The organism is uncultured Phascolarctobacterium sp. (assembly GCF_902463975.1).
In the GTDB taxonomy this organism is placed as follows: Bacteria; Bacillota; Negativicutes; order Acidaminococcales; family Acidaminococcaceae; genus Phascolarctobacterium_A.
The window spans coordinates 1-22,700 of sequence record NZ_CABQHJ010000039.1; the positions used below are offsets into that span (position 1 = coordinate 1).

18 protein-coding genes, 3 tRNA genes and 1 pseudogene are annotated in these 22,700 nt (G+C 45.1%); 19 read left to right on the forward strand and 3 right to left on the reverse strand.

Annotated elements, in window-relative coordinates; translation table 11 throughout:
• Window positions 1-8: 8 nt before the first annotated feature.
• Complete coding sequence (locus RDW05_RS10480) at window positions 9-137, reverse strand: hypothetical protein (protein ID WP_307979008.1); 129 nt, start codon at window positions 135-137, stop codon at window positions 9-11.
• 327 nt (window positions 138-464) lie between these two features.
• Entirely contained in the window at window positions 465-1,352 is an 888-nt protein-coding gene (locus RDW05_RS10485) for a LysR family transcriptional regulator (RefSeq protein ID WP_307979009.1), read from the reverse strand.
• 288 nt (window positions 1,353-1,640) lie between these two features.
• Between RDW05_RS10485 and RDW05_RS10490 the strand changes: the two genes are divergently transcribed.
• The 7 genes from RDW05_RS10490 (at window position 1,641) to RDW05_RS10520 (ending at window position 9,981) form a co-directional block, all read left to right on the forward strand.
• Entirely contained in the window at window positions 1,641-3,806 is a 2,166-nt protein-coding gene (locus RDW05_RS10490) for a TonB-dependent receptor (protein ID WP_307979010.1), read from the forward strand.
• 125 nt (window positions 3,807-3,931) lie between these two features.
• Window positions 3,932-4,987: a FecCD family ABC transporter permease gene (locus tag RDW05_RS10495; RefSeq protein ID WP_374111034.1), complete on the forward strand. Its 1,056-nt coding sequence runs from the start codon at window positions 3,932-3,934 to the stop codon at window positions 4,985-4,987.
• 2 nt (window positions 4,988-4,989) lie between these two features.
• Window positions 4,990-5,766 (forward strand): ABC transporter ATP-binding protein, encoded by a 777-nt coding sequence (locus tag RDW05_RS10500; RefSeq protein WP_307979012.1) that lies wholly within the window; start codon window positions 4,990-4,992, stop codon window positions 5,764-5,766.
• Window position 5,767: 1 nt separating this feature from the next.
• Complete coding sequence (locus tag RDW05_RS10505; RefSeq protein WP_304134775.1) at window positions 5,768-6,154, forward strand: CGGC domain-containing protein; 387 nt, start codon at window positions 5,768-5,770, stop codon at window positions 6,152-6,154.
• On the forward strand, window positions 6,147-7,169 hold the full coding sequence (locus tag RDW05_RS10510; protein ID WP_307979014.1) for an ABC transporter substrate-binding protein: 1,023 nt from the start codon (window positions 6,147-6,149) through the stop codon (window positions 7,167-7,169). The genes RDW05_RS10505 and RDW05_RS10510 overlap by 8 nt, the downstream gene beginning before the upstream one ends.
• A 231-nt stretch (window positions 7,170-7,400) precedes the next feature.
• A complete protein-coding gene (locus RDW05_RS10515) occupies window positions 7,401-8,741 on the forward strand; it encodes a DUF4143 domain-containing protein (RefSeq protein WP_307979015.1) in 1,341 nt (446 codons plus the stop codon).
• Between the two features lie 481 nt (window positions 8,742-9,222).
• Window positions 9,223-9,981, forward strand: coding sequence for a PD-(D/E)XK nuclease family transposase (locus RDW05_RS10520; RefSeq protein ID WP_304240737.1), 759 nt, complete (start codon window positions 9,223-9,225; stop codon window positions 9,979-9,981).
• Window positions 9,982-10,220: 239 nt separating this feature from the next.
• Here the strand turns inward: RDW05_RS10520 and RDW05_RS10525 are convergent.
• Window positions 10,221-11,252: pseudogene (locus RDW05_RS10525) on the reverse strand (AAA family ATPase).
• A gap of 195 nt (window positions 11,253-11,447) precedes the next feature.
• Between RDW05_RS10525 and RDW05_RS10530 the strand changes: the two are divergent.
• From RDW05_RS10530 to RDW05_RS10585, 12 genes are all read left to right on the forward strand, one after another.
• Window positions 11,448-11,954, forward strand: coding sequence for a helix-turn-helix transcriptional regulator (locus RDW05_RS10530; protein ID WP_307979016.1), 507 nt, complete (start codon window positions 11,448-11,450; stop codon window positions 11,952-11,954).
• Between the two features lie 190 nt (window positions 11,955-12,144).
• Entirely contained in the window at window positions 12,145-12,921 is a 777-nt protein-coding gene (locus RDW05_RS10535; RefSeq protein WP_307979018.1) for a DUF805 domain-containing protein, read from the forward strand.
• A gap of 173 nt (window positions 12,922-13,094) precedes the next feature.
• Window positions 13,095-14,399: a folylpolyglutamate synthase/dihydrofolate synthase family protein gene (locus RDW05_RS10540; protein WP_307979020.1), complete on the forward strand. Its 1,305-nt coding sequence runs from the start codon at window positions 13,095-13,097 to the stop codon at window positions 14,397-14,399.
• A gap of 115 nt (window positions 14,400-14,514) precedes the next feature.
• A complete protein-coding gene (locus tag RDW05_RS10545; RefSeq protein ID WP_307979022.1) occupies window positions 14,515-15,876 on the forward strand; it encodes an O-antigen ligase family protein in 1,362 nt (453 codons plus the stop codon).
• A 448-nt stretch (window positions 15,877-16,324) separates the two neighbouring features.
• Window positions 16,325-16,981, forward strand: a complete 657-nt coding sequence (locus RDW05_RS10550; protein ID WP_293725373.1) for a hypothetical protein — start codon at window positions 16,325-16,327, stop codon at window positions 16,979-16,981.
• A 480-nt stretch (window positions 16,982-17,461) separates the two neighbouring features.
• Window positions 17,462-20,059, forward strand: a complete 2,598-nt coding sequence (gene polA / locus RDW05_RS10555; protein ID WP_307979024.1) for a DNA polymerase I — start codon at window positions 17,462-17,464, stop codon at window positions 20,057-20,059.
• Window positions 20,060-20,098: 39 nt separating this feature from the next.
• The gene (gene mutM, locus RDW05_RS10560) at window positions 20,099-20,911 is read left to right on the forward strand and encodes a bifunctional DNA-formamidopyrimidine glycosylase/DNA-(apurinic or apyrimidinic site) lyase (protein ID WP_307979028.1); all 813 of its coding nucleotides are present in this window, start codon (window positions 20,099-20,101) and stop codon (window positions 20,909-20,911) included.
• 12 nt (window positions 20,912-20,923) lie between these two features.
• On the forward strand, window positions 20,924-21,532 hold the full coding sequence (gene coaE / locus RDW05_RS10565) for a dephospho-CoA kinase (protein WP_307979026.1): 609 nt from the start codon (window positions 20,924-20,926) through the stop codon (window positions 21,530-21,532).
• The gene (locus RDW05_RS10570; RefSeq protein ID WP_307979027.1) at window positions 21,516-22,142 is read left to right on the forward strand and encodes a lytic transglycosylase domain-containing protein; all 627 of its coding nucleotides are present in this window, start codon (window positions 21,516-21,518) and stop codon (window positions 22,140-22,142) included. Before coaE ends, RDW05_RS10570 begins: the two co-directional genes overlap by 17 nt.
• Before the next feature lie 109 nt (window positions 22,143-22,251).
• Window positions 22,252-22,337: transfer RNA gene (locus RDW05_RS10575), tRNA-Leu, on the forward strand.
• A gap of 29 nt (window positions 22,338-22,366) precedes the next feature.
• Window positions 22,367-22,452 (forward strand) — tRNA-Leu (locus tag RDW05_RS10580).
• A 159-nt stretch (window positions 22,453-22,611) separates the two neighbouring features.
• Window positions 22,612-22,697: transfer RNA gene (locus tag RDW05_RS10585), tRNA-Leu, on the forward strand.
• Window positions 22,698-22,700 lie beyond the last annotated feature (3 nt).

Below are 22,700 nucleotides of genomic sequence, written 5' to 3' on the forward strand. Positions count from 1 at the left end.
ATAAAATTTTACAGGGGAAAATAAAAAAAGACTTGACTTTTGTTAGCAGGTTTTTTTGCGTTCTTGTTGATTTCCATACCTAATTTAATGCAAGCAATGCATAAGCTCAGCAAAGCAATAACTTCGAGTATATCCATCAGTAACACCTCCCTCTTGTGGGATTTTCAGTGAAACTGAATTTATCACGTCAGAGGGTTAACCGCCTACCGTTATGGAAGCACCATAAGAATATTTTACCACAAGAATGAAGAGTGTACAACGAACAAGCTGTGAAGGTTTGGCGCTGTACACTTTTTGTTTTGCCAGCAGTGCTCCCTGAAAACCGTACAAAACCGTACAACCCCTTGCAACACAAGGCTTTGGGGCTGTACGGTTTTTTTGTATGTGTACAGTATTGGGTTGGCGAAGCAAATACTATGAAAATAAATAAAAGCTTACGACGAACAGTGCGTTGTAAGCTTTTTTTAATGATCCTGCATGAGGCTTGCTATATGCTGAGCAATAGCAGCTATCTTGCGGTTGGTGTTATTCTTTTGCCAAAAAATGTTATAGTAAATTTCTACTGGCTCATTATCTGCTAATAATGGCAAGGTTCTGGTGAAATTACTGAAATAGAATGGGGCGTCATTATTACTCGTTACCGGCAGAAAGGATTTTACCTTGTCGTCAATTACTTTGGTAAGTGCAGTGGGAATATCTCTGGCGGTGAAAAAGGTGCCATGGAAGCCTAAGCATTTTGCATAATATTCCTGCTCCTGCATAACATAATCTCTGTTGGCGATAATGACACATGTCTGCTCTGATAAATCACTGATATGAAGGGCTTTGATTTCAGGTGGGAAAGAATGTTTCGGTACGCAAATGCATAAATCTGCGATTTCTAAAAGCTCTCCCGCAAGAAAGTTATTATCAGCTTCACGATCTTCCGTGATAAGCATATCTATTTCTTTGTTTGCAAGCATTGTCAGGAGCTGTTCATGGTCACCGTACAATAATTCCAGATGATATGTTTGACTGTTCTTGTTGAGCATATTGATAACGTTGAGCAGGCGACAGACATTATAACCTGTTTTACAGCCGATGATATAGCTCGGTACCTGGTCGGTTTCCGCAAAATGCTGCATGTTTTGCATTAAATTTTGCACGTCTCCGACTATGCGTTTACAAGGCTCGTAAAACTTTTCGCCTGCTGGTGTAAGACTGAAATTACAATTGTTGCGGTTGATGAGCTTTACACCAAGCTCTTTTTCAAGCTGCTTTATTTGTAGAGAGAAGGATGGCTGCGAGATAAAGCATTGCTTTGCTGCTTCATTGAAGCTTTTGCAATATACTGCTGCCAGAAAATATTTCATTTGACGCAAAAGCATAGCCTGCCTCCTGTGGTGTATATTAAAATCATCAATACGCGTATAGAATATCTGTATTTGCTAAATACGAAGCATCACGATATAATGTAATAGTACTTGGTGCTAATATGCAAAAATTACTTAACAAATTAATTATATCACACGCATAGTGTGTTTGCAATGAATACCAAGAGCAATGAGTTTTTGTTGTGTATGAAAGCTGATATATTGCGTAAGGGAAACAAGGATACCTTATGTGAAATATACATTTTATATTAGGAGTGAGTATATTTTATGAAGAAAAGACAGATTGCTTTAGCTGCTGCTATCTGCACGGCATTGACAAGTGTAGGCTTTGTCGGTAATGCCTTTGCTGCAGAAAAAAACGATGATGATTTAATGTCATTCAATCTTGCCGAGATTGTTGTACACGGTCAACGTTACATTGCCGGTGAATTTGTCCGTGCAACATCTAATGTTGGTATTTTAGGTGAGCAGGATGCTATGAAGAGTCCTATTAGTACAACTACTATTTCGGAAAAGGCTGTAGGAACCTTCTTGTCCTCCACCGAAGGCTTAAGCAAAACGCTGAGCCTTGTTCCTTCTGTTGTGAAAACACATGATGCAGCGGTAGACTGTGTTACCATAAGAGGCTTTGGGGATGATGGACGCAGCTTTGTCATCAATGGCATTCCCGGTATGCAGGCTATGACACGTCAATCCAGCAATTACATTGAATCTGTTGATGTTATTGAAGGACCGGCAACCGGTATCAATGGTTCTTCTATGTATAACCGTTCCGGCGGTACCATCAACATTAACAGCAAAAAGGCTTTAATGGATGAAGATACACGTAAGGTTGGCATTAAATATCATTCCAAGGGTGCTCATGAGGAATATGTAGATTTTGGCACGCGCTTAGGCGAGGATAAACGCTATGGCGTGCGTATTAATGCCAGCAATACTAATGGCGAGCGTTCCATTGAAAACTGGAACCTGAAGCAGAAAAATATTTATATCAACCTGGATCAGGAAACGGAAAACAGCAAGACTAACTTTATGTTTGGCTATACTGATACTGACAGCCAGGGCAGACCTTATGGTTTGTCTGTTAAAAGTTCTGGGAGTGATAAGTTTGTTGGCAATGCTTTACCGAGCGCTCCTGACGGAAAAATCAATACAAATCCATCTTGGCGTCGTGATAAAAACACTAACCTTGTTATGACCTTGAACCATGAACAGAAAATCAATGATCATTTAAAGGCTTTCCTGAATGCAGGTCATTTTAAACAGGATTGGTATTATTATGTTGGCTTTAGCAAGACCTTGTTGAATGAAGCTGGCGATTTTAAAGCGACTTCTGACAACTGGTCTCTGCTTGAGAAACGCGATTATGCTCAAATAGGCTTGAAGGGTGATTTTAAAACCGGTGATTTGAAGCATGAATGGGTAGCAGGCGTTGACAGAATGTGGCACTATTATGGCGGTCCTAGTAACTATTCAGAAGAATCCGGCTGGACAGGCAATATTTATCATCCTAATACCAGTAGCTTTGCTCCGCCGACCTTTGCGCAAGCTAATGCCTACTACAAAGATCATGCACGTATCAGCGGCTGGTCTGTGATGGATTCTATTACCACAGGTAATGATAAATTGAATATCCTGGTTGGCTTGAACGGTAAGTCTATCGCTAAGGATTTCTACAAACCAGACGGCTCGCATAATAAAAAAAGCGGCGATTACTATGACGTATCCCCAAGCTATGGCATCAACTACACCTTTGATCCGCGTGTAGCTGTTTATGCAAGCCATACGGAAGATTTTGTTGAAGGCGGTATTGTTGGCAACGGTTATGCAAACCAAGGAACTACTTTAGATCCTTATAAAACAAAGCAAAACGAAATTGGCGTGAAGTTTAAAACCGGTGATTTCTTCCATAAAATCAGTTATTTTGATATCAAGAAAGCTAATCCTGTAGATGTTTACAAAGGCGGTCTTAAATATAGGCTTGTTGATGGTGAAGCTAGACACAAAGGTTTTGAATATACAGCAACCGGCACTTTGGCAGAAAAATGGAACCTGATTGGTGGCTTTATGCACTTGAATGCTAAACAAAAAACTGATAAAGTAGAAACCAATGGCAAGCGTCCGAACGGTGTGCCGGAATGGAGCGCAAATTTGGGCGTAGAATATAAGGCTTCCGATGATTTCTCTGTCTTGATGCGTGGCAACTATGTAGGTTCGTCCTATGTCCTTGATGAAAAATATGGCGTTCCCAGCTACTTCACGCTGGATGCAGGCGTAAATTACAAAACTTCTCTTAACGGCACTCCTGTAACCTTAAGAGCAATGTGCTATAATGTTACCGATAAAAAGTATTGGACAACTGAAAGTGGGGCTAATAGGCTGCACTCCGGTGGTCCGAGAACCTTTATGCTCTCCGCTGAATTTGATATCTAATTAAATTCGGTTTATATACTCAATATATTTCATACATCATACTCTCATCATTTTTAACCGAGTACGCTCATTAATTTTTAATGAGCGTACTTTGGTATCTTTTTGTACAGTAAGGAAATTTTATGATGTTTAGCTTTTTTAAAGAAATAAACGGCGTGTGTGTGTGCGTTGCGTTGGTGCTTGTCTTAATAGCAGCTATGTTTTTGGCACTTTCTGTCGGCACGGTGCAAATACCCTTGGAGCAGATTTATGCTGTAATCATCAGTCAGCTGCAAAGCGGTACTTCGCTTGACGGCGCGCTTCAAGGCTCTGTGCATGACATTATCTGGCAGCTGCGCCTGCCGAGAATCGTTTTGGCTGCTGCCGTCGGAGCAGGATTGGCGAGCAGCGGTGTCATTATGCAGGCCATCGTTAAAAACCCCTTAGCGGATCCATATATCTTGGGCATTTCCTCCGGTGCTTCCTTGGGCGCGACGGCGGCTATCCTTTTAGGTATAGGCGCAGGACTGGGTGAAAATTTTATTGGCCTGGCAGCCTTTGCCGGTGCCTTTGCTATTTCTCTTCTGGTATTATTTATTTCGAACCTTGGCGGACGCAGTAACTCGGTAAAGCTTTTGCTGGCAGGTATGGCGCTCAGCGCTGTGTGCAGTGCTTTTTCAAGCTTTATAGTTTACTTTGCCAACAACAAAGAAGGCATGCAGACTATTGCCTATTGGATGATGGGCAGCTTTTCCGGGGCTAAGTGGGATAACCTGATCGTTATTGTGCCGATAGTAATCGTCGCAGTGCTGTTCTTTTGGAGCCAGAGCCGTATTTTGAATCTTATGCTTCTTGGTGATGAATCAGCGCTGACCTTGGGGACGGATTTACATGTCTACAGGCAATTTTATCTTTTAATCAGCTCGATTATTGTCGGCTTTGTTGTCTATGCTGCCGGTACTGTAGGCTTCGTTGGCTTGATAGTTCCGCATGTTATCAGAATGCTTGTAGGTACGGATCATAAAAGGCTCGTTCCTGTAACAGCTTTAGCCGGAGCAATTTTTTTAGTTGTGGCTGATACGCTTTGCCGTATCCTGATTCCCGGCGCAGAGCTGCCGATTGGTATTCTTGTAGCAATGATTGGTGCTCCCTGCTTTGTTTATCTGATGGTAAAACGCACCTATGGCTTTGGAGGTAACTGATTGTGGAAATATTAGCTGAAGCAGTCAAAATGTTTGTGGGGAAAAAGGAGATTCTGAAGGGAATTGATTTTTCTTTGCATAACAAGGAGTTTCTTGGTATTATAGGGCCGAATGGCAGTGGCAAAAGCACCTTTTTGAAATGCGTTTATCGTGTGCAAAAGCCGACTAGCGGCGACATTTATTTTGATGGGCAGCATTTGGACGAGCTTTCTTATCGCGAATCTGCTTTAAAGCTGGCTGTTGTTGCTCAGCATAATTTTTATAGCTTTGATTTTTCGGTTCTGGATGTTGTGCTTATGGGGCGTTCACCGCATAAAAAAATGCTGGAGCGTGATAATCTGGAGGATTTTAAAATTGCCAGAAGCGCTTTGGCGAGAGTGGGTATGGAAAGCTTTGAAAAGCGCATGTTCTCTACGCTGAGTGGCGGTGAGCAGCAGCGTGTTATTTTGGCAAGAGCGTTGGCGCAGCAGACGGAGTGTCTTGTTTTGGATGAGCCGACGAATCATCTGGATATTAAATATCAGCTGGAAATAATGGATATAGTCAAGGGCTTAAATGCTACCGTTGCAGCAGCAATCCATGATTTGAATATCGCGGCTATGTATTGTGACAGGCTGATAGCAATCAAGAATGGCCTGGTGGTTGGCATGGGAACGCCTCAAGAATTATTGACAGAAGAGTTCATTTATGATATGTATAGTGTACATAGTAAGGTTGCTTACGATGCAGAATCAGGACGCATGAACATTATTTATCTGCCGAAGCATTGGAGGGAATAATTTGAAAAAGATTGTTATATTACGCTGCCTGCGCTCAGAAGAAAATTGTACCGGAGCGGCATGCTTTCAGGCATTTAATAATCGCAGTTCGCAGTTTGCGCGTTATGGTGACGAAGAAATCCAACTGGTGGCGTTTATGGCCTGCAATGGATGCCGTAAGCTTATCTTGGGAGATAGCAGCGGGTTAGAAGAGAAGATTGAAAGAATTTTAAGTATTAAACCTGATGTTGTTCATGTTGGCATTTGTTGTAAGACGCGTACAGATGATAACGAATATTGTCCCGAAGTTTTAAGACTGGTTGATATTTTCCGCAATCATGGTATAGAAATTGTTTGGGGAACACATAGCGGTGCCACCCGGCATCCAAGGAAGCAACCTTATGAATAAGCGATTTACCCTGGCTTCCCTTGCTATAGTACTTGGTATTTGTGCATTCATATTTTTTACACAGACGCAGGCGTTTAACGCTAAACGTCCCGTTGGGCACACTCAATCTGCCTATGGCGTAAGAGCTGTAAAAAATGTCAGAGTGCAGAATTATAATGCCTTGGGTGAAAATATCTCTTATTATGATAAGGTGCCGCAAAGAGTCATCGCTGTCGGTGAGCAGATTAATGAAACCTTGGTAGCCTTAGGCGTGGAGCAGAATGTTATCTGTCCGGTGCGTTATGGCAACCCCTTTTATACACCTGAACCACAGTATGCTGCAGGATATAACAAAATCAAGTTTCAGCGCAACGTTGTCCTGAATATGGAGAACGTTTTATCCATGCAGCCTGATTTGATTATTTCCGGCCAGGTGCTTTATGCAGATAAGGCGCTCAAAAGCACGGATTTTTGGAATAAGCGTGGTATTCATACCTATGTCTCCACCAATGCCAATTCTCCTACCTCGCATAATAAAAAGGAGACCTTGGAGCAGGAATGCGATTTTATTTTGGGCTTGGGCACAATTTTTGACAAGGAAAACGAAGCAAAGAAAATTGTTGCCGATATGCAGCAGGATATCGCTGTGGTCAGAGAAAAAACGCAGAATATGCCAAAGCCTAAGGTAATGATTATCGAAATGCTGGGCAAGAACATTGTTGCCTATGATTCGACCAAGCTGGCAGGCGATATTTGCGTTAAATTAGGTGCTAATGTCCCCAGCTTTTCTTCAGGAACGATAGGCTTGGAAACCATTATCGAAGAGAATCCTGACGTGCTTTTTGTTGTGAAGAGTGGCGGTAATCCTGAGGAGGCAGCGGATTTTTTCCGTCAGCATGCTGGCCTGCAATCACTTAAGGTTGTTCGTGAAGGCAAGGTATATGGTATATCCTTGAATTATACGTATAACAGTGCTATCAAAACAGGTGAAGGTATTAAAAAATTTGCTCATGGTATGTATCAGGAGCTGTTCTGAAAGATGAAACCGTACAACCCCTTGCCACACAAGGCTTTGGGACTGTACGGTTTTTGCATGTGTACGGTATTGAGTTGGCGAATTTTAAAATATCCTCATGAAATTGTAGTCGACACTTCAAAATATCCTCATGAAATTGTTGTTAGTACCCAGAAATAGGCTCATTTTTTGTTGAAGGAGTATTGCGTACGTTGTATAATAGAAAAAAGAGCACAAAAGGAGAGTGAAGGCATGACTTATCTGGAGCGAAAAATAGATACCTATCTGATGCAGTGGAAGCAGGAAAAAGAGCATAAGCCGCTGATTGTTAAAGGTCCTCGCCAGGTAGGCAAAACTGAATCTGTCAGACGTTTTGCTGAAGCAAATTACGAGCATGTTATTTACATAAATTTTGTTGAAGAACCCAAGTACAAGATGATTACTGCTGATGGCTATAATACAGATGCGATTATAAAAAATATTTCCTTGCTGGATACAAGTAAAATATTCGAGCCGCAGAAAACAATAATCTTCTTTGATGAATTACAGGATTTTCCTGAAATTGCTACAGCGTTAAAATTTTTTAAGCTTGATGGACGTTTTGATGTTATCTGCAGTGGTTCCATGCTTGGTATCAATTACAAAAGGATTGAAAGCAACAGTGTAGGCTATAAAACAGATTACGAAATGTATTCCATGGATTTTGAGGAATTTTTGTGGGCCAAGGGACATCAAAAATCTGTGCGCGACAGCTTTTTAGAGCATATGCGCACGCTTAAGCCTTTTAGTGAGGTTGAAATGCAGGTGTTCATGCAATTATTTACCGAGTACTGCATTTTAGGCGGCATGCCTGCTGTAGTGAGCGAATACATAGAGAAGGGAACTTTTGCCGGTTCTCTGGAAACACAAAGGCAGCTTTTGGCGGATTACGAGGAGGATATACGTAAGTATGCCGATGGCATGGACCAGACACGTATTCTGAATGTATTCAAGCATATACCTGTACAGCTGGCTAAGGATAATAAAAAGTTTCAGATAACGAAGGTAGCTAGGGGGGCACGTTTTAAGGATTATCGTGGCTGCATAGAATGGCTGTGTGATGCAGGGATTATTAATGCTTGCTACTGTCTGTCTTTTCCTGAGCTGCCACTTAAGGGCAATTATGATGAGACGAAATATAAGCTGTATATGGCTGATACCGGTCTGTTGGTGGCCATGCTTGACGATGAGGCGCAGGAGGATTTGCGTGCCTATAAAAATTTAGGTGTCTATAAGGGGGCGTTGTACGAAAATATTGCAGCAGAGGCGTTGAAAAAAGCCGGCTGTGGTTTGTATTATTATAAAAAGGATGATTCTACGCTGGAAGAAGACTTCTTTATGCGTACTGCTGACAATCTTGTGCCGGTTGAGGTTAAAGCGACTAATAACATGGCCCGCTCCTTGAATACTTTGATTAATAGCGATAAGTATCCTGATATAAGATTCGGGATTAAGGTTGTAGGTGGTAATATAGGCTGCAATAACAATGTCTATACGTTTCCTTATTTCTGTACCTTTTTGCTGAAGGAGTATTTGCGCAGCTTGGGCAAGTAGGCCTGCCTAAACCTCCCTCTTGCGGGATTTTCAGTGAAACTGAATTTATCACGTCAGAGGGCAACCGCCTACCGTTATGGAAGCACCATAAAAATATTTCAACATATATAAAGGAAAGTGTACAACGAACAAGCTGTGAAAGTTTGGCGTGGAATTTTACCAATGCCTTTCGCACGAAGAAGAAAGCATTATGATTTCCAAGTGGCCTAAGGCTGTTATCGAAAAAGAAAAAGCTAAGGCTGAAGACCTTATAAAAATAAGCTAGACTAAAAAAATCTGCTGTCGCCGGATTTGTACTAGTGAATAGGTACGAGTTCGGCGGCAGTTTTTTATAGCAATAAAATAGTCAGAAAATTATGTTGACTTCTGTCAAAATGGATGCTATACTGTTAAAAATAGAGAATAATCAGATAATTATAAAGGAGTTGCTGAGATGCAGACAGATTATAAGCTTATCAGACAGGTAATAGAAGGACTAAGTATGATGAATAATAAATTTATGAATCTTATGCTGGATGAGAATGTGTCGGCAGCGCAAATAATGTTGCGCGTTATTTTGAAAGATGATAAAATCAAAGTGAAAAATGTAAGGATACAAAGATTTATTCAAAATATTTACGGACATTCCGCACAGCTGGATATTTTGGCAGAGGATGGATTTGGCAGATATTTTAATGTGGAAGTGCAGCGAAGCGATGAAGGCGCATCTGTGAGAAGAGCAAGATTCTACAGCAGTGTGTTAGACACGCAATTTTTGCAAGCCAATAGGGATTACAATGAGCTGCCTGACAGCTATATCATTTTTATTACTGAAAATGATGTATTTAAGAAAGGACTTCCGCTTTACAGCGTAGAGCGCGTAATTAAAGAGGAGAGTTCAGATTTCTCTGATGGCTCGTATATTGTTTATGTAAACAGTAATTGTCGTGACAATACTGCGTTGGGGAGACTGATGCAGGATTTATATTGTACAGAACCGGCAAAGCTGCATTATAAAGAGTTTGCCGAGCGTATGGAGTTTTTAAAATGTAGCAAGGAGGGCGAAGAAAAAATGACAGACATCATTGAATTATATGCACAGAATGTAGCTGAGCAAGCAGCTAAAGAGACAGTGCACAAGAAAAGTGTAGAGGTTGCATTGAGCTTGTTGGCAGATGGGATGAGTATTGATTTTGCTGCTAAGCACAGCAAGCTTACTGTGGAAGAGGTGCGCCGTCTAGCAGAAAAGAGAACTGCTTAAGCTTAATGCAGTGCTTCCTGAAAAGCGTACAAACCGTACAATCCCTTGCCACATGCGGCTTTGGGGCTGTACGGTTTGTTTATCTGTGTACGGTATGGAGTTGGCTTAGCTATAAGTGTATTACTAAATTCTGTGCATTTGCACACTTTTTAGGAGTAGGGAAATTTATCAGCTGGTGCTTACAATTTGCTACTACAATTGTTATGCCAGTTAAAGCAGCAAACAAGCAGCCTTTTTACTTACGCAGCTTGCGCCTGCGGCGGCAAATAGCGCAGGTCAATATCTCGGCGGTGGCGCTGGAAGACGATATTATAGGAATCCAGGAGCAACTGCTTTTTGGTGTTGATTCTGCGGCCAAGGCTATTGTTGGAAATTTTATTGTAATGCATAGCGTCCAGCAGTCCCTGCGCTGTGCCATGCCAATGGCCGTTGCATTGCTGCACAAAGGCGCTGATTGCTTCCAAAACCTCATCCGGTGGCTGCAGAAAGCGGCTTGCAGCAGCCCGTTCCAGCTTCCAGAGGCAGTGTGCCTGCGAAAAGCTCAGCGTAAGCAGCTGGTCCACAAGGTCGCGGCCGACAATCTCCAGGGAAGCCTTATTGTCACCGCGCTGACTTTTGCGCAGCACCATAGCACCGTCCGCCGCACCCAAAAGACCGTTGGAGCCGGAAATCATCTCAAAGGAGTCTTCTGACTGCTGCTTGCGCGTATGATGTACCAGCAGAAGGCAAATATTATGCTTATCAGCAAATTCCTTCAGCTTAGCTGCACTGCTGTAATCGCGGGCGTAATTACATTTTTCATCCTGAGCGCTGCGTATTTTCTGCAGGGTGTCAATAATTATCAGGCGTACGTCCGGATACTTTTGCATAAAGGAGTTCAGCTGCTACTCCAGGCCGTTATCAACGTCCTGCGCACTGACTGCCATATGCAGGTTATCTGCGACCTCCATATCAAACATGCGCACAAGGCGCTGCTGCAGGCGGTAAAACTTATCCTCCAGTGCCAGGTAAAGCACACCGCTTTGCTGTATGGGGTAGTTCCACAGCTGTTCACCGCGGGCAACGTGGTAGGCAAGCTGCGCCATCAGAAACGATTTACCTATCTTCGGTGCACCTGCCAGAATATACAGCCCCGGATAGAGCAGATCCTGGATAATTGGCTGAGGCACGGGAAACTCCGTGTCATAAAGCTCCGGCATGGAAAGCGTCTGCAGCTCCTGTGCAGCAAGAGAAGGTTGCTTAGGTTGAAATACGTGGTTAATTGTCGTCATAGAAGGACTCCTTTCGAAATATTCTGTTTACTAAAGCAAAAAGCGTTTAGTAGATACTCCTATTATAATAAACTAATTTAGTTAAGTCAAGAAAAGTAGCGGGAATGTTCTGAAAATAATACGCGAGCTTGCCAACAGATTTATCTGCTACTATACTAAAGATAACAGAATTTGTTTTAGTTGGAGGTGTTTGCTATGGCAGTAAGCAGACGCATAAGCTATTTTCGTCAAAAGCATAATTTGACGCAGAAGCAGCTGGGACTGCTGCTGGGATTTTCGGAATCCACAGCGGAGGTGCGCGTCAACCAGTATGAGCACGGCAACAGGAAGCCGAAGGAGGCAACGCTGGAAAAGCTGGGCGAGATTTTTGGCGTGGACGCTGCAGTTTTCAGGATTCCTGATATTCATAACCGCGCCGGCCTGATGCAGACCTTTTTTGCCCTGGAGGATTATGCAGGCTGGAAGCTTACTAAAGTGGATGGTCGTTTTGCAGTGGTGATTGGCACAGCAACAGCAGGACCGCAGAAGACGTTTGATGATTATGTGCTGCAGGAATGGCTGGATATGCAGACGGCGCTGGAGCAGGGTGAAATAACCCGCAAGGAATATGACGAATGGCGTTATCATTATAATGATGCCAGCTTAGAAAAGCATTTAATGGCTACGTATAAACAGCTGGAGGAATTGCAGAAGGAGGAATAAAACCGTACACCAAAAAGAAAACCGTACAGGCGCAAAGCCTTGCAGCATGTGGCTTTGTACGGTTTGTACAGTTTTGTACGGTTTTGGAGGAGTGCAGGCATTGTACGCTTTTTGTTTTGTTGCCTAAGGCACATTTTCTTGAATTACAGTGCTATTTGCGTTACAATAAAAGCAAAGGGAGGCGGTAAAGATGGCTAAATTCTGTACTAATTGCGGGAGTGAGTTGAATCCAGGTGTTAAATTCTGCGAAAACTGCGGCCAGAAGGTGGAGCAGGAGCAAAATCAGCAGGCGGGAGCTGGAGTTGCCGGTGTTGCAGCCGGTGCTGCCAGCAGTGCTGATATAAGCTATAAAAAGAGTATTAATGACAGCTCTAAGCAGGAAGGTTTTGCTGCTGCCAATGCTCAAGAAAATGTACATACTGACGCTAATGCTAATAGCAATCCTAAGGTTAATTCTGATCCTGACGAATTTAAGCATACCAATGCTGCAGGTGAAGCTAACAGCGATACGTATAGCGCTCAGGCAGCACCCAAAGCAGGCAAGAAGTTTTTGAACCTTGGCGAGGGCCTGAACCTGCTGTTCAAGGATAGCAGTGCGGACAAGGAGGCTGTTTTCAAGGAGCTGTTCTTTACGTCTAAAGGACGCCTGAACCGCAAATCCTATATTTACAGAAACTTTTTCCTGTCATTTGTGCTAAACATTATACGGATTATTTTGGCGGTTTTAGCTGCTTACATTGATGCATTGGAGCTTTTGTTTACGGGTCTGCTTTATGTATCAGGTATATTTGGCTTTGTAGCTAGTATTATGATGCTGGCACGTCGTCTGCATGACTTGGATAAAAGCGGTTGGTGGATGTTGCTTTTGTTTGTGCCGCTGGTTAACATTTTGTTTTACATCTATATTTTATTCTTCAAAGGAACCGAAGGACCGAACCAATATGGCGAGGATCCCTTGCAGCAGTAGGCCTGTATTGGCAGCTGAAAGCTGCTATATATAATATGTAAGTATTTCGCTTAACAAAATAGTCGCTCGTTCTTGTGACGCAGCGGCTATTTTTGCGCTTTTTCGCAAGACGCGGCGTGCGAAACTATGTTATAATAAACTGTCAGTTAATTATTGATGGAGGCGTAAGCACAATGAATTATACAGAAAGCCTGGCATATTTGGACAGCCTGGGCAAATTTGGCATTAAGCTCGGTATGGAGCGTATTGAAGGACTTTTGCGTGAGCTGGGAAACCCGGAGCAGAAGATTAAAACAGTGCATGTAACCGGCACTAACGGCAAGGGCTCTGTTACCAGCATGATTACGAATATTCTGCTGGCAGCAAACCTGAAGGTGGGCAAGTTCACTTCCCCACATCTGGTGAAGTACAACGAGCGCATTAACCTCAACGGCAAGGATATCAGCGATGAGGATTTTGCTACGGCTATTACTGCGGTAAAGGTTGCTGCCGACAGCGTTGTCAAAAAGGGCGTGTGCGAGCAGCCGACGCAGTTTGAGATTCTGACGGCTGCTGCATTTTTATATTTTTATCTGCAGAAGGTGGATTATGCTGTTATTGAGGTAGGCATGGGCGGCCTGTGGGATTCCACCAACGTGATTACGCCTGTTGTCAGCGTTATTACCAACGTTGCGCTGGACCATACCGACCGCTGCGGTAAAACCTTGGAGCGCATTGCTATGCAAAAGGCCGGTATTATCAAGGAGAAGGTGCCTCTGGTTACTGCGGCCGAGGGCAATGAAGCTCTTGGTCCTATTGTAAGCCTGGCTATGTTTAAGGAAGCGCCGGTATATCTTTACGGCAAGGCTTTTCACGGCACGGAGGTAAAAAGCTCGATGGAGGGCCAGACCTTTACGCTGCATGCAGGTGATTTTTATCATTCTGATTATGAAATCAAGCTGCCGGGCGAGCATCAGATTAAGAATACCAGCGTAGCGATTGTTGCTGCCAAGCTTGTCAGCAAGCAGGATGACCGCATTAACGAGCTGGCGCTGCATGTGGGTGTAGCGAATACCGTTTGGCCGGGACGCTTGGAGCGCATTCATAAGAATCCGGATATTATTCTGGATGGTGCGCATAATCCTGACGGCGCCAAGGCTCTGCGTAATGCTTTGGATAAATATTATCCCGGCAAGCAGGTGCAATTTGTCTTTGGCATGATGGGTGACAAGGATATGAGCGGTGTTATCAAAACGCTGATTAAGCAGGATGATGTTGTTTATACCGTGCGTGCCGATGAGGGTGCGCGTGCAGCAGAGGCTGTGGATTTGGCAAAACTGGTGGGCAGCAATGCAGTTGCGGAGGCAGATTTGGCAACTGCGTATGATGCTGCTATCCGCAATGCAGGCGCTGACGGTGTTGTGTGCGTTTGCGGCAGCCTGTATCTGGTGGGCGAGTTTAAGAAGATGCTGCTGGCGGATAAGCGTGGGATGAACTGAAGACGATATTGAGGTTTATTGACTTCGGTAACGAGTATCTGCGTCGCAATTAAATATCGCGCTGAGATATACTAATTGCTCGTTTAGAAAATAGAATTTTTTGTTAGGGTGCATCATGACAAAACTGGCAAATTATCTCGAAAATAAAATATGGTATATGCTGCTGTTTACTGTGGCAGTTATTCCGCTGGAGCAGGAGTTCACATCCTTCTGCGTAGCAATGACCTTTATCGGCGCAGTGATTGTGTCGCATGTTAAGGGACGTCCACAGCAGGAGAATGTGCTGAAGCCATGGCAGCAGGGAGCGTTTTATGCACTGCTGCTGATTGCGCTTGTTTCAGTATATTTTTCCCTGGACAGATTTTTGTCCTTCTGGAATCTGGTATATGTTGTAGGCCAGTATGCGGCGCTGTTTTTTGTGCTGCTGCGCTACGCCTCGGTAGGAAATAGTGAAAAGTGTATAGTGGATAGTGAAGGTTTGGCGAACACTAAACAGAACACTAAAAACAATTCACTAAACACTAACCACTATTCACTAATCACTAACTACTACAAACTATTCACTAATTTACCGCGTCCGCTGCAGCTCATAGGCGCCTTTTTAATCGTATCGCTGCTGGTGAGTGCGATTGGTATCGCGCAAAAGATTTTCGGCGTTACGGCTGAAGGTATCTGGGTGGACCCGGCTCAGTTCCCGGATTTGAAGGTGCGCGTTTTCTCTACGCTGGTCAATCCCAATATCCTGGCAGGCTATCTGGTGCTGGTGGTGGCTTACAGCACAGCCTTTTTCAACCAGACGAAGGCGTATAAAAAATGGCGTCTGGCCTTTCTGGCAACGGGACTTTTGGCAGCAGTCTGCCTGCTTTATACATATTCACGCGGTAACTGGGTGGCCTGCGCTGTGATGCTGCTGGCGTTCTGCGTGCTTTTCTGCCGCAAAGCCTTTATTCCTATATTGGGCGGCGGCGCTGCTGCGCTGGCACTTGGCGGACAGGCGGTGCTGCAGCGTCTGGAATCTATTCGCGGCGGCTATGGGGGTGACACCTCTATTGCTTTGCGTATGGCCTATTTAAAGAGCACCAAGTGGATTATTGAGGAATTTCCTTTTGGTGTAGGCTGGTATGGTTATCGCTTTGTTTACCCCACGTACAATTTTTATCTGGCAGATAAGAACGTCATTATGTACCACTGCCACAATATTTTCCTGAACATCTGGGCAGAGCTGGGAGCACATGGCCTATTGGTGTTTCTTGTTATCTGGTTCGGCATTTTTCTGCCTGCAGGCTGGAGATTGGCCTATCAAGGACGCAGCCTGTGGCTGAAGGCCATGGGACGCGGTTATGTGCTGGCAACAGTAGGTATTATTGTGGGTGGCTTAACAGACCACGTTTACTTTAATACCCAAATGGGATTACTGTTTTGGACCTTGGGTGGCTTGACACTGCTTTGCGCACGCCTGAATGAGCAGTGTGATTGAGCTAAATATATAACTACAAGGAATATTTAATATTCTCAATAGAAATAAAGAAAAAATAGAATGCATATTAATAATAAGTAAGAAAATATTAAAAATTCTTTTAGAAAGCGCTGGACAAATGCATTGCTTAGTAGTATAATTACGTATGTAAAACAGTTGCTGGAAAAACTTGCTTGCAGATGATAAGAGTTATCGTTACTCCCTGTGATTGCTTACGAAATCGCGGGGAGTAATATTTTTTTCAACAATTTTTTCAGAAAATAATTAACAGTCAAACGAATTTGAGGCAAGACAGCTGATACTGAGCCAGGTATAAGATAAAGCTTGCTTAGGGTATTGGAAAGGAGGAAGATTAAGTCCTTGTTTATTGATGAATTTGGTAAAGAATAATAAATACGGAAGGCGTGATGTAATGCATAAGTGTAATCCTCCGAGTATCCAAAAAACTATGGCTTTTTATAGAGATAATTGTGAAAGCTGGGCCCATGCTTTGGCATTAAATACTAAGTATCATGTTAGTGTAGAAGCATATGAGGAGCTGCCACCCTGGAGCCTTGTTCATAACGCTAATGGCAGTGACCATTTCCTGAAAGATAACATTATCATGCTCAAGGTCTGTGATTTGGAAAAAAGGCTTGTCTATTATCCTGTCTTTCCTGAAAAAATGGGACTCAGGCTGCTGGAAGCATGGGAGATGCCGGTGCCACCGAAGCTGACAGCCTTTGAGCAGGATAATGAAGCGGACGAAAATGTTCATCCTGCCAATAGAAGCTTGCGTAATCTTATAGCCTTTGCCCGCTTGTTTATGCTGACGCAGAGCCGTTGGCACAAGCCTATGGCCTATAGCTTCAACAATATTATTTCGCAATTATATCTTGTACCGGATACCGGTGTTTCGCCGGAGACTATTCAGCTTATTAATAACGTCATTGGTGAATATATTAATGATGATTCGCAGGAGCATTATATCAAATGTGCTAATCTGCAGGATTTTCTTGCCTATCTGAAAAACAAGTATATGCTGGTGCCCTTCAAATCTGATGATTTCAGATGTTTGCGGCAATTACTGCATAGCACTTATCCTAAGGAAAAGTTGTATTTTTAATATAAATTATCAAGCGCAGAACCAAAACATCAGGTGGTTCTGCGCTTTTTTTGCCATAATGGTAACAAGAAAGCAGAATAATACTGCTATATTGTGAAAGAGGGGACGATTACTAAAATTCTAACTCGACAAGAATTAATTAAACGAATTAAAAGTAGTTCTAACTCGATAAAACGAGTTAAAACGAGTTAAAAACTGAATTAGATTTAGCAGTACTAAGATTTAACCAGGCACACCAGCGCCGCAATACGGTATTACTTGTTCCTCTTTGCCTTTCGTGGTTTTCACGATAACTCAACAGAACCCGATGGTATCGCCAAGTGATACTGTCGGGATTTTTTATAATGCAGCGGCAGATGTTGAAGGACGGTATAAACTTTGGGCTTTCTTACATATTAGTTACATATTTTCTTGCCTTGCTATGATATAATAATCATATTAATGTTTATTCTATGTGAGCGGCATAGAGGAGGAGCAATTATGGCAGATAAATTTTTAGTTATAGATGGCAGCAGCCTGATACATAGAGCGTTTTTTGCGCTGCCGCCGCTGACTACGCGTCAGGGCATCCATACGGGAGCAGTGTACGGGCTGTGCAACATGCTGCTGAAGCTTTTGGATGAGGTGAAGCCGCGTTATATGGCTGTTGCCTTTGATAAATCGCGCAAAACCTTCCGTAGCAAGCTGTATGCGGAATACAAGGCGCAGCGTAAGCCTACTCCGAGCGAGCTGAGCGAGCAGTTTCCTTTGGCAATGAAGGTTTTGGAATGCATGGGAATCAAAACTCTGGAGCTGGACGATTATGAGGCCGATGATATTATCGGTACCTTTGCTGTGCAGGCACCGCCGGAGGTTGAGGTTATTATTGTTACCGGTGACCGCGACGAGCTGCAGCTGATTGATAAGCGTACCAAGGTTTTTTATACGAAGCGCGGCATCAGCGATATTCAAGTTTTTGATGAAGCGGAATTTGCTGCCAACTACGAAGGACTGCAGCCGAAGCAGCTTATCGAGCTGAAGGGTCTGATGGGCGATACCTCTGATAATATTCCCGGTGTTCCGGGCGTAGGTCCTAAAACAGCGATGAAGCTGATTAAGGAATACGGCAATGTGGAAACGGTGCTGGAGAATATCGACAAGGTTTCCGGCAAGTCGCTGAAAACGAAGCTGACAGACAACAAGGAATCTGCCCTGCTGTCGAAGCAGCTGGCAACAATCTGCACGGAGGCGCCGGTTGATACTGCTGTACAGACCTATGAGCTGCAGCCGCTGAAGGAGGAAGCACGCACCCTGCTGCAGGATTTGGAGTTCCGCAATATGTACGAGCGCTTTGCCGCGGTGCTTGGCGGTGCGCGGGACAGCTTTGATCTTTTCGGCGAGGCGATTGAGCAGGAAGGCTTGCCGCAGGTGGCAGTAAATACGCCGCAGCTGGCAGAGGAGCTTTTTGCTGCCCTGGCCAAAGCAAAGCAGCCTGTTGCTGTGCATGCGCAGGTAGCAGGACAACTGCCGGAGCTGTATTTCAGCAGTGCCGAAATTTTGGTTGATGATAAAATTTATGTGCTGGATGCGCAAAGCGGTTGTTGGGATAAATTCGACACTTGGCTGGCAGACGCGGACAGCAAAAAGATAACTATAGACAGCAAGGAGCTTTATAAATGCTGCCTGTGCCGCAAGGTGAAGGTGCAGGGAATAGTTGATGATGTAGCTTTGGCAGGCTATGTTGCGGACAGCGGCCACAGCTCCTACAGCCTGGAGGATTTGAGCCGCCGCAATCTGCCGGGAGTACTGGCAACGCCTTGCGAAAATCTGCAGCAACTCGCATCTAAGCTGCGCGGACTGTTGGCTGAACAGCAGCAGCTCAAGCTTTACGAGGAATTTGAGCTGCCGTTGGCACCGGTGCTGGCGCAGATGGAGTTTGCCGGTATTACGCCGGACAAGGAGCTTTTGCTGCAGCTGAACGAAGATATGGGGCACCGTATTGCAAAGCTGGAGTCTTTGGCACAGGAGCAGGCGGGCGAAGAGTTTAACCTGAAATCTCCCAAGCAGCTGGGCGTGATTTTGTTTGAACGACTGCAGCTGCCGGTAATCAAGAAGACCAAAACAGGCTATTCTACCGATGCCAAGGTATTGGAAGCACTGGAGGGCAAGCATCCGCTGATTGCTACAATTCTGGAGCACCGCAAGCTGGCGAAGCTGCAGTCTACCTATCTGGAAGGCCTGCAGCCGTTGATTAATCCCAAAACGGGACGCATTCATACGCACTTCCAGCAGACGGTGACGGTAACAGGACGCTTATCCAGCACGGACCCTAACCTGCAGAATATTCCTGCACGTACGGAAGAAGGCAGACAGATTCGCCGTATTTTTGTTCCGGGAGCAGGCTATGACCTTTTGATGAGCTGCGATTATTCGCAGGTTGAGCTGCGTATTCTGGCCTGCATTGCGCAGGATGAGCTGCTTTTGGAGGCCTTCCGTCATGGTCAGGATATCCATGCGCGCACCGCTGCCGAGGTTTTCGGTGTGCCGCTTGAGGAGGTAACGCCCGAAATGCGCAGCCGTGCGAAGGCTGTTAACTTCGGTATTGTTTACGGTATCAGCGATTTTGGTCTGGCCAAACAGCTGGATGTCGGCCGCAAGGAGGCAGCAGGCTATATTGACAGCTACTTTGAACGCTATACCGGTGTAAAAAAATATATGGAAGATATTGTAGCCAAGGCGCGTGAGCAGGGCTATGTCAGCACGCTGATGGGACGCAGACGCTATCTGCCGGAAATCCGCAGCAGTAATTTCAATCTGCGCAGCTTTGCGGAGCGTACCGCTATCAACACCCCGATTCAGGGAACTGCCGCAGATATTATGAAGAAGGCAATGATTGCTGTGCAGCGCGAGCTGGATAAGGCGCAGTGCAAGAGCAGAATCCTGCTGCAGGTGCACGATGAGCTGGTGCTGGAGGTTACTGAAGACGAAAGGGAGCAGGCAGCGCAGCTGGTGCGCACAGCCATGGAAGGTGCTGCGTCACTGGATATTCCGCTGCTGGCCGACGTTAATTGCGGTCGTGACTGGGCGGAAACAAAATAACGGATACTTTACGGAAAGAGGGGAAGACCTGTGCCGGAAATGCCTGAGGTGGAGCAGGTGCGCAAAACACTTGCGCCTCATATAGAAGGAAAGAAAATTTTAGCAGTAGAAATATATTTGGAGCGCTTGATAAAATATCCTCAGCCGGAGGATTTTATTAAAGGACTGGTGGGAAAAACTATCATAAGCGTAGGCCGACGCGGTAAATACCTGGTGCTGCAGACTGCACTGAAGCAGCAGCTGATAGTGCATCTGCGCATGACAGGCGCGCTGTTGGCGCAGCCGTCAGCTGCACCTGCACCGGCGTATGCCAAAATCAAGTTCACGCTTTCTGATGACGTGACGATGTGGTTTACGGATATCCGTACTTTCGGTACGCTGTATCTGGTAACTGATAATGATACATATATTGAAGGCTTTGAAACGCTGGGACCGGAGCCGCTGAGCGAGGGCTTTACTGCCGCATATCTGTTGCCGTTGGCGCAAAAAAGCAAGAAGGCTATCAAGAGCTTTATTCTGGACCAGCAGATTATCGCCGGTCTTGGCAATATCTATGCCGATGAATGCCTGGCTCTGTCCGGTATTCTGCCTATGCGTAAAGCCTGCAGCCTGAGCGCTGCTGAGATAGTGCGCTTGTGTGAGGCAGTCAATGCAGTAATCGCGCAGGGCATCAAAAATCGTGGTACAACCTTCCGTGATTATAAGGATGGCGAAGGAAATAAGGGCGATAACCAGAACCATCTGCTGGTGTACGGCAGAGGAGGCAAGCCCTGTAAAAAATGCGGTGCGCTGCTGCAGACAACCAAGGTAGGCGGCAGAGGCACGGTTTATTGTGAGCATTGCCAAAAGTAGGAGTAGAGAATAATGATAACAATTGGTTTGACAGGAGGCATTGCTTCCGGCAAAAGTACAGTTTCCGCAGAGCTGCGCAGCCTGGGACTGCCTGTTTTTGATGCGGATGCCGAAGCGCGCCTGGCAGTAGCTGCAGGCAGCGCGGGACTGGCGCAGGTAATTGCTGTACTGGGTAAGGAATATCTGAGTGAGGAAGGAACACTGGACAGAGCCAAGGTTGCCGAGCGCATTTTCCGCGATAAGGAAGCGCTGAAGGCAGTGGAGGCGATTATCCATAAAATAGTCTGGCAGCAGGCAGAAGACTTTTTGGCAGCAAGCCGCAAGCAGGGACATAAGGCAGCAGTGCTGGATGTGCCGCTTTTGATTGAATGTGGCTGGCACAAGAATGTGGACAGCGTGTGGCTTGTATCTGTCAGCCGTCAGCAGCAGGTGGAAAGGGCGATGCTGCGCAGCGGTATGACAGCAGACGAGGTTAATGCGCGCATTGAGGCGCAGATGTCGCTGGCAGAAAAGAAAAAATATGCTGATGTAGTTCTTGATAACAGCGGCAGCCAGGAGGCAACCATGCAGGCCGTGCGCGTGCAGCTGGAGCAGCTTTTAAACAATGAGCGTGAAGGTTAACCGTAAGGCCCGCAGCAGACGGCGCAAGAAGCATGGTCGTCTGCATAGCTGGCTGCTAATGTTTGGCGTACTGCTGGCAGTATGCTTTGGCTGCTGGAAGATTTGGAGCAGTGATGCTGTGCAGATGCGCTTCGTATATATGTGGGATTATCAGCAGGACATTGTGACCTACAGTAAGAAAAACGATGTGGACCCGTTTTTAGTTGCGGCCATCATCAAAAACGAAAGCAACTTTAAGCATGATGCTGTTTCTAAAGTGGGCGCTGTTGGCCTGATGCAGATTATGCCGGAAACTGGGCGCTGGATTGCTGAGCAGATGGGGCTGAAGCAGTATCAGGACAGCGATTTGTACCAGACCAGGACTAACATTCGCATGGGCTGCTGGTATGTGGGCGAGCTGGAGCACGAATTCCAGCATAACCTGGTGCTGCTGATGGTGGCCTACAATGCAGGGCGTGGGCAGACGCATGAGTGGATGCAGGAAAATGGCTGGGACTATAATTTCAATGATGTGAAGGCCATTCCCTATCCCGATACACGTGAATATGTTGCCAAGGTGCTGCAGGACCGGGATAAATATTATCTGCTTTATAAGGATAAGCTGAAATAGCAGAGCGGAAACTTTTTTAGAAAAATTTTCGTCAGGTTACTTGACGAACGCGTCAGAGTATGCTATTATATCTATGTTGCTTATGACAGCAACGAAGTGCATAAAGCATGCGGTAGTGGCGGAACGGCAGACGCGCTAGCCTCAGGAGCTAGTGGGGGAGACCCCGTGGAGGTTCAAATCCTCTCTACCGCACCATTTTTATTTATGAACTTTATCCCAAAGACGCGGTCGTGGTGGAACGGCAGACACGCCACTTTGAGGGGGTGGTGGGAGAAATCCCGTGTGGGTTCAAATCCCACCGACCGCACCAATGTTGAACTATTGAGGACTTATGTTAACGCATGAGTCCTTTTCTTGTTTTTGGGTTTCAAATTTTTATAGAAAAAATTCAAAAATAGTGTTGACAGGACATGCAGTATGTGTTATTATATCTATGTTGCTTACGACGGCAACGAAAAGCATAAAGCATGCGGTAGTGGCGGAACGGCAGACGCGCTAGCCTCAGGAGCTAGTGGGGGAGACCCCGTGGAGGTTCAAATCCTCTCTACCGCACCATTT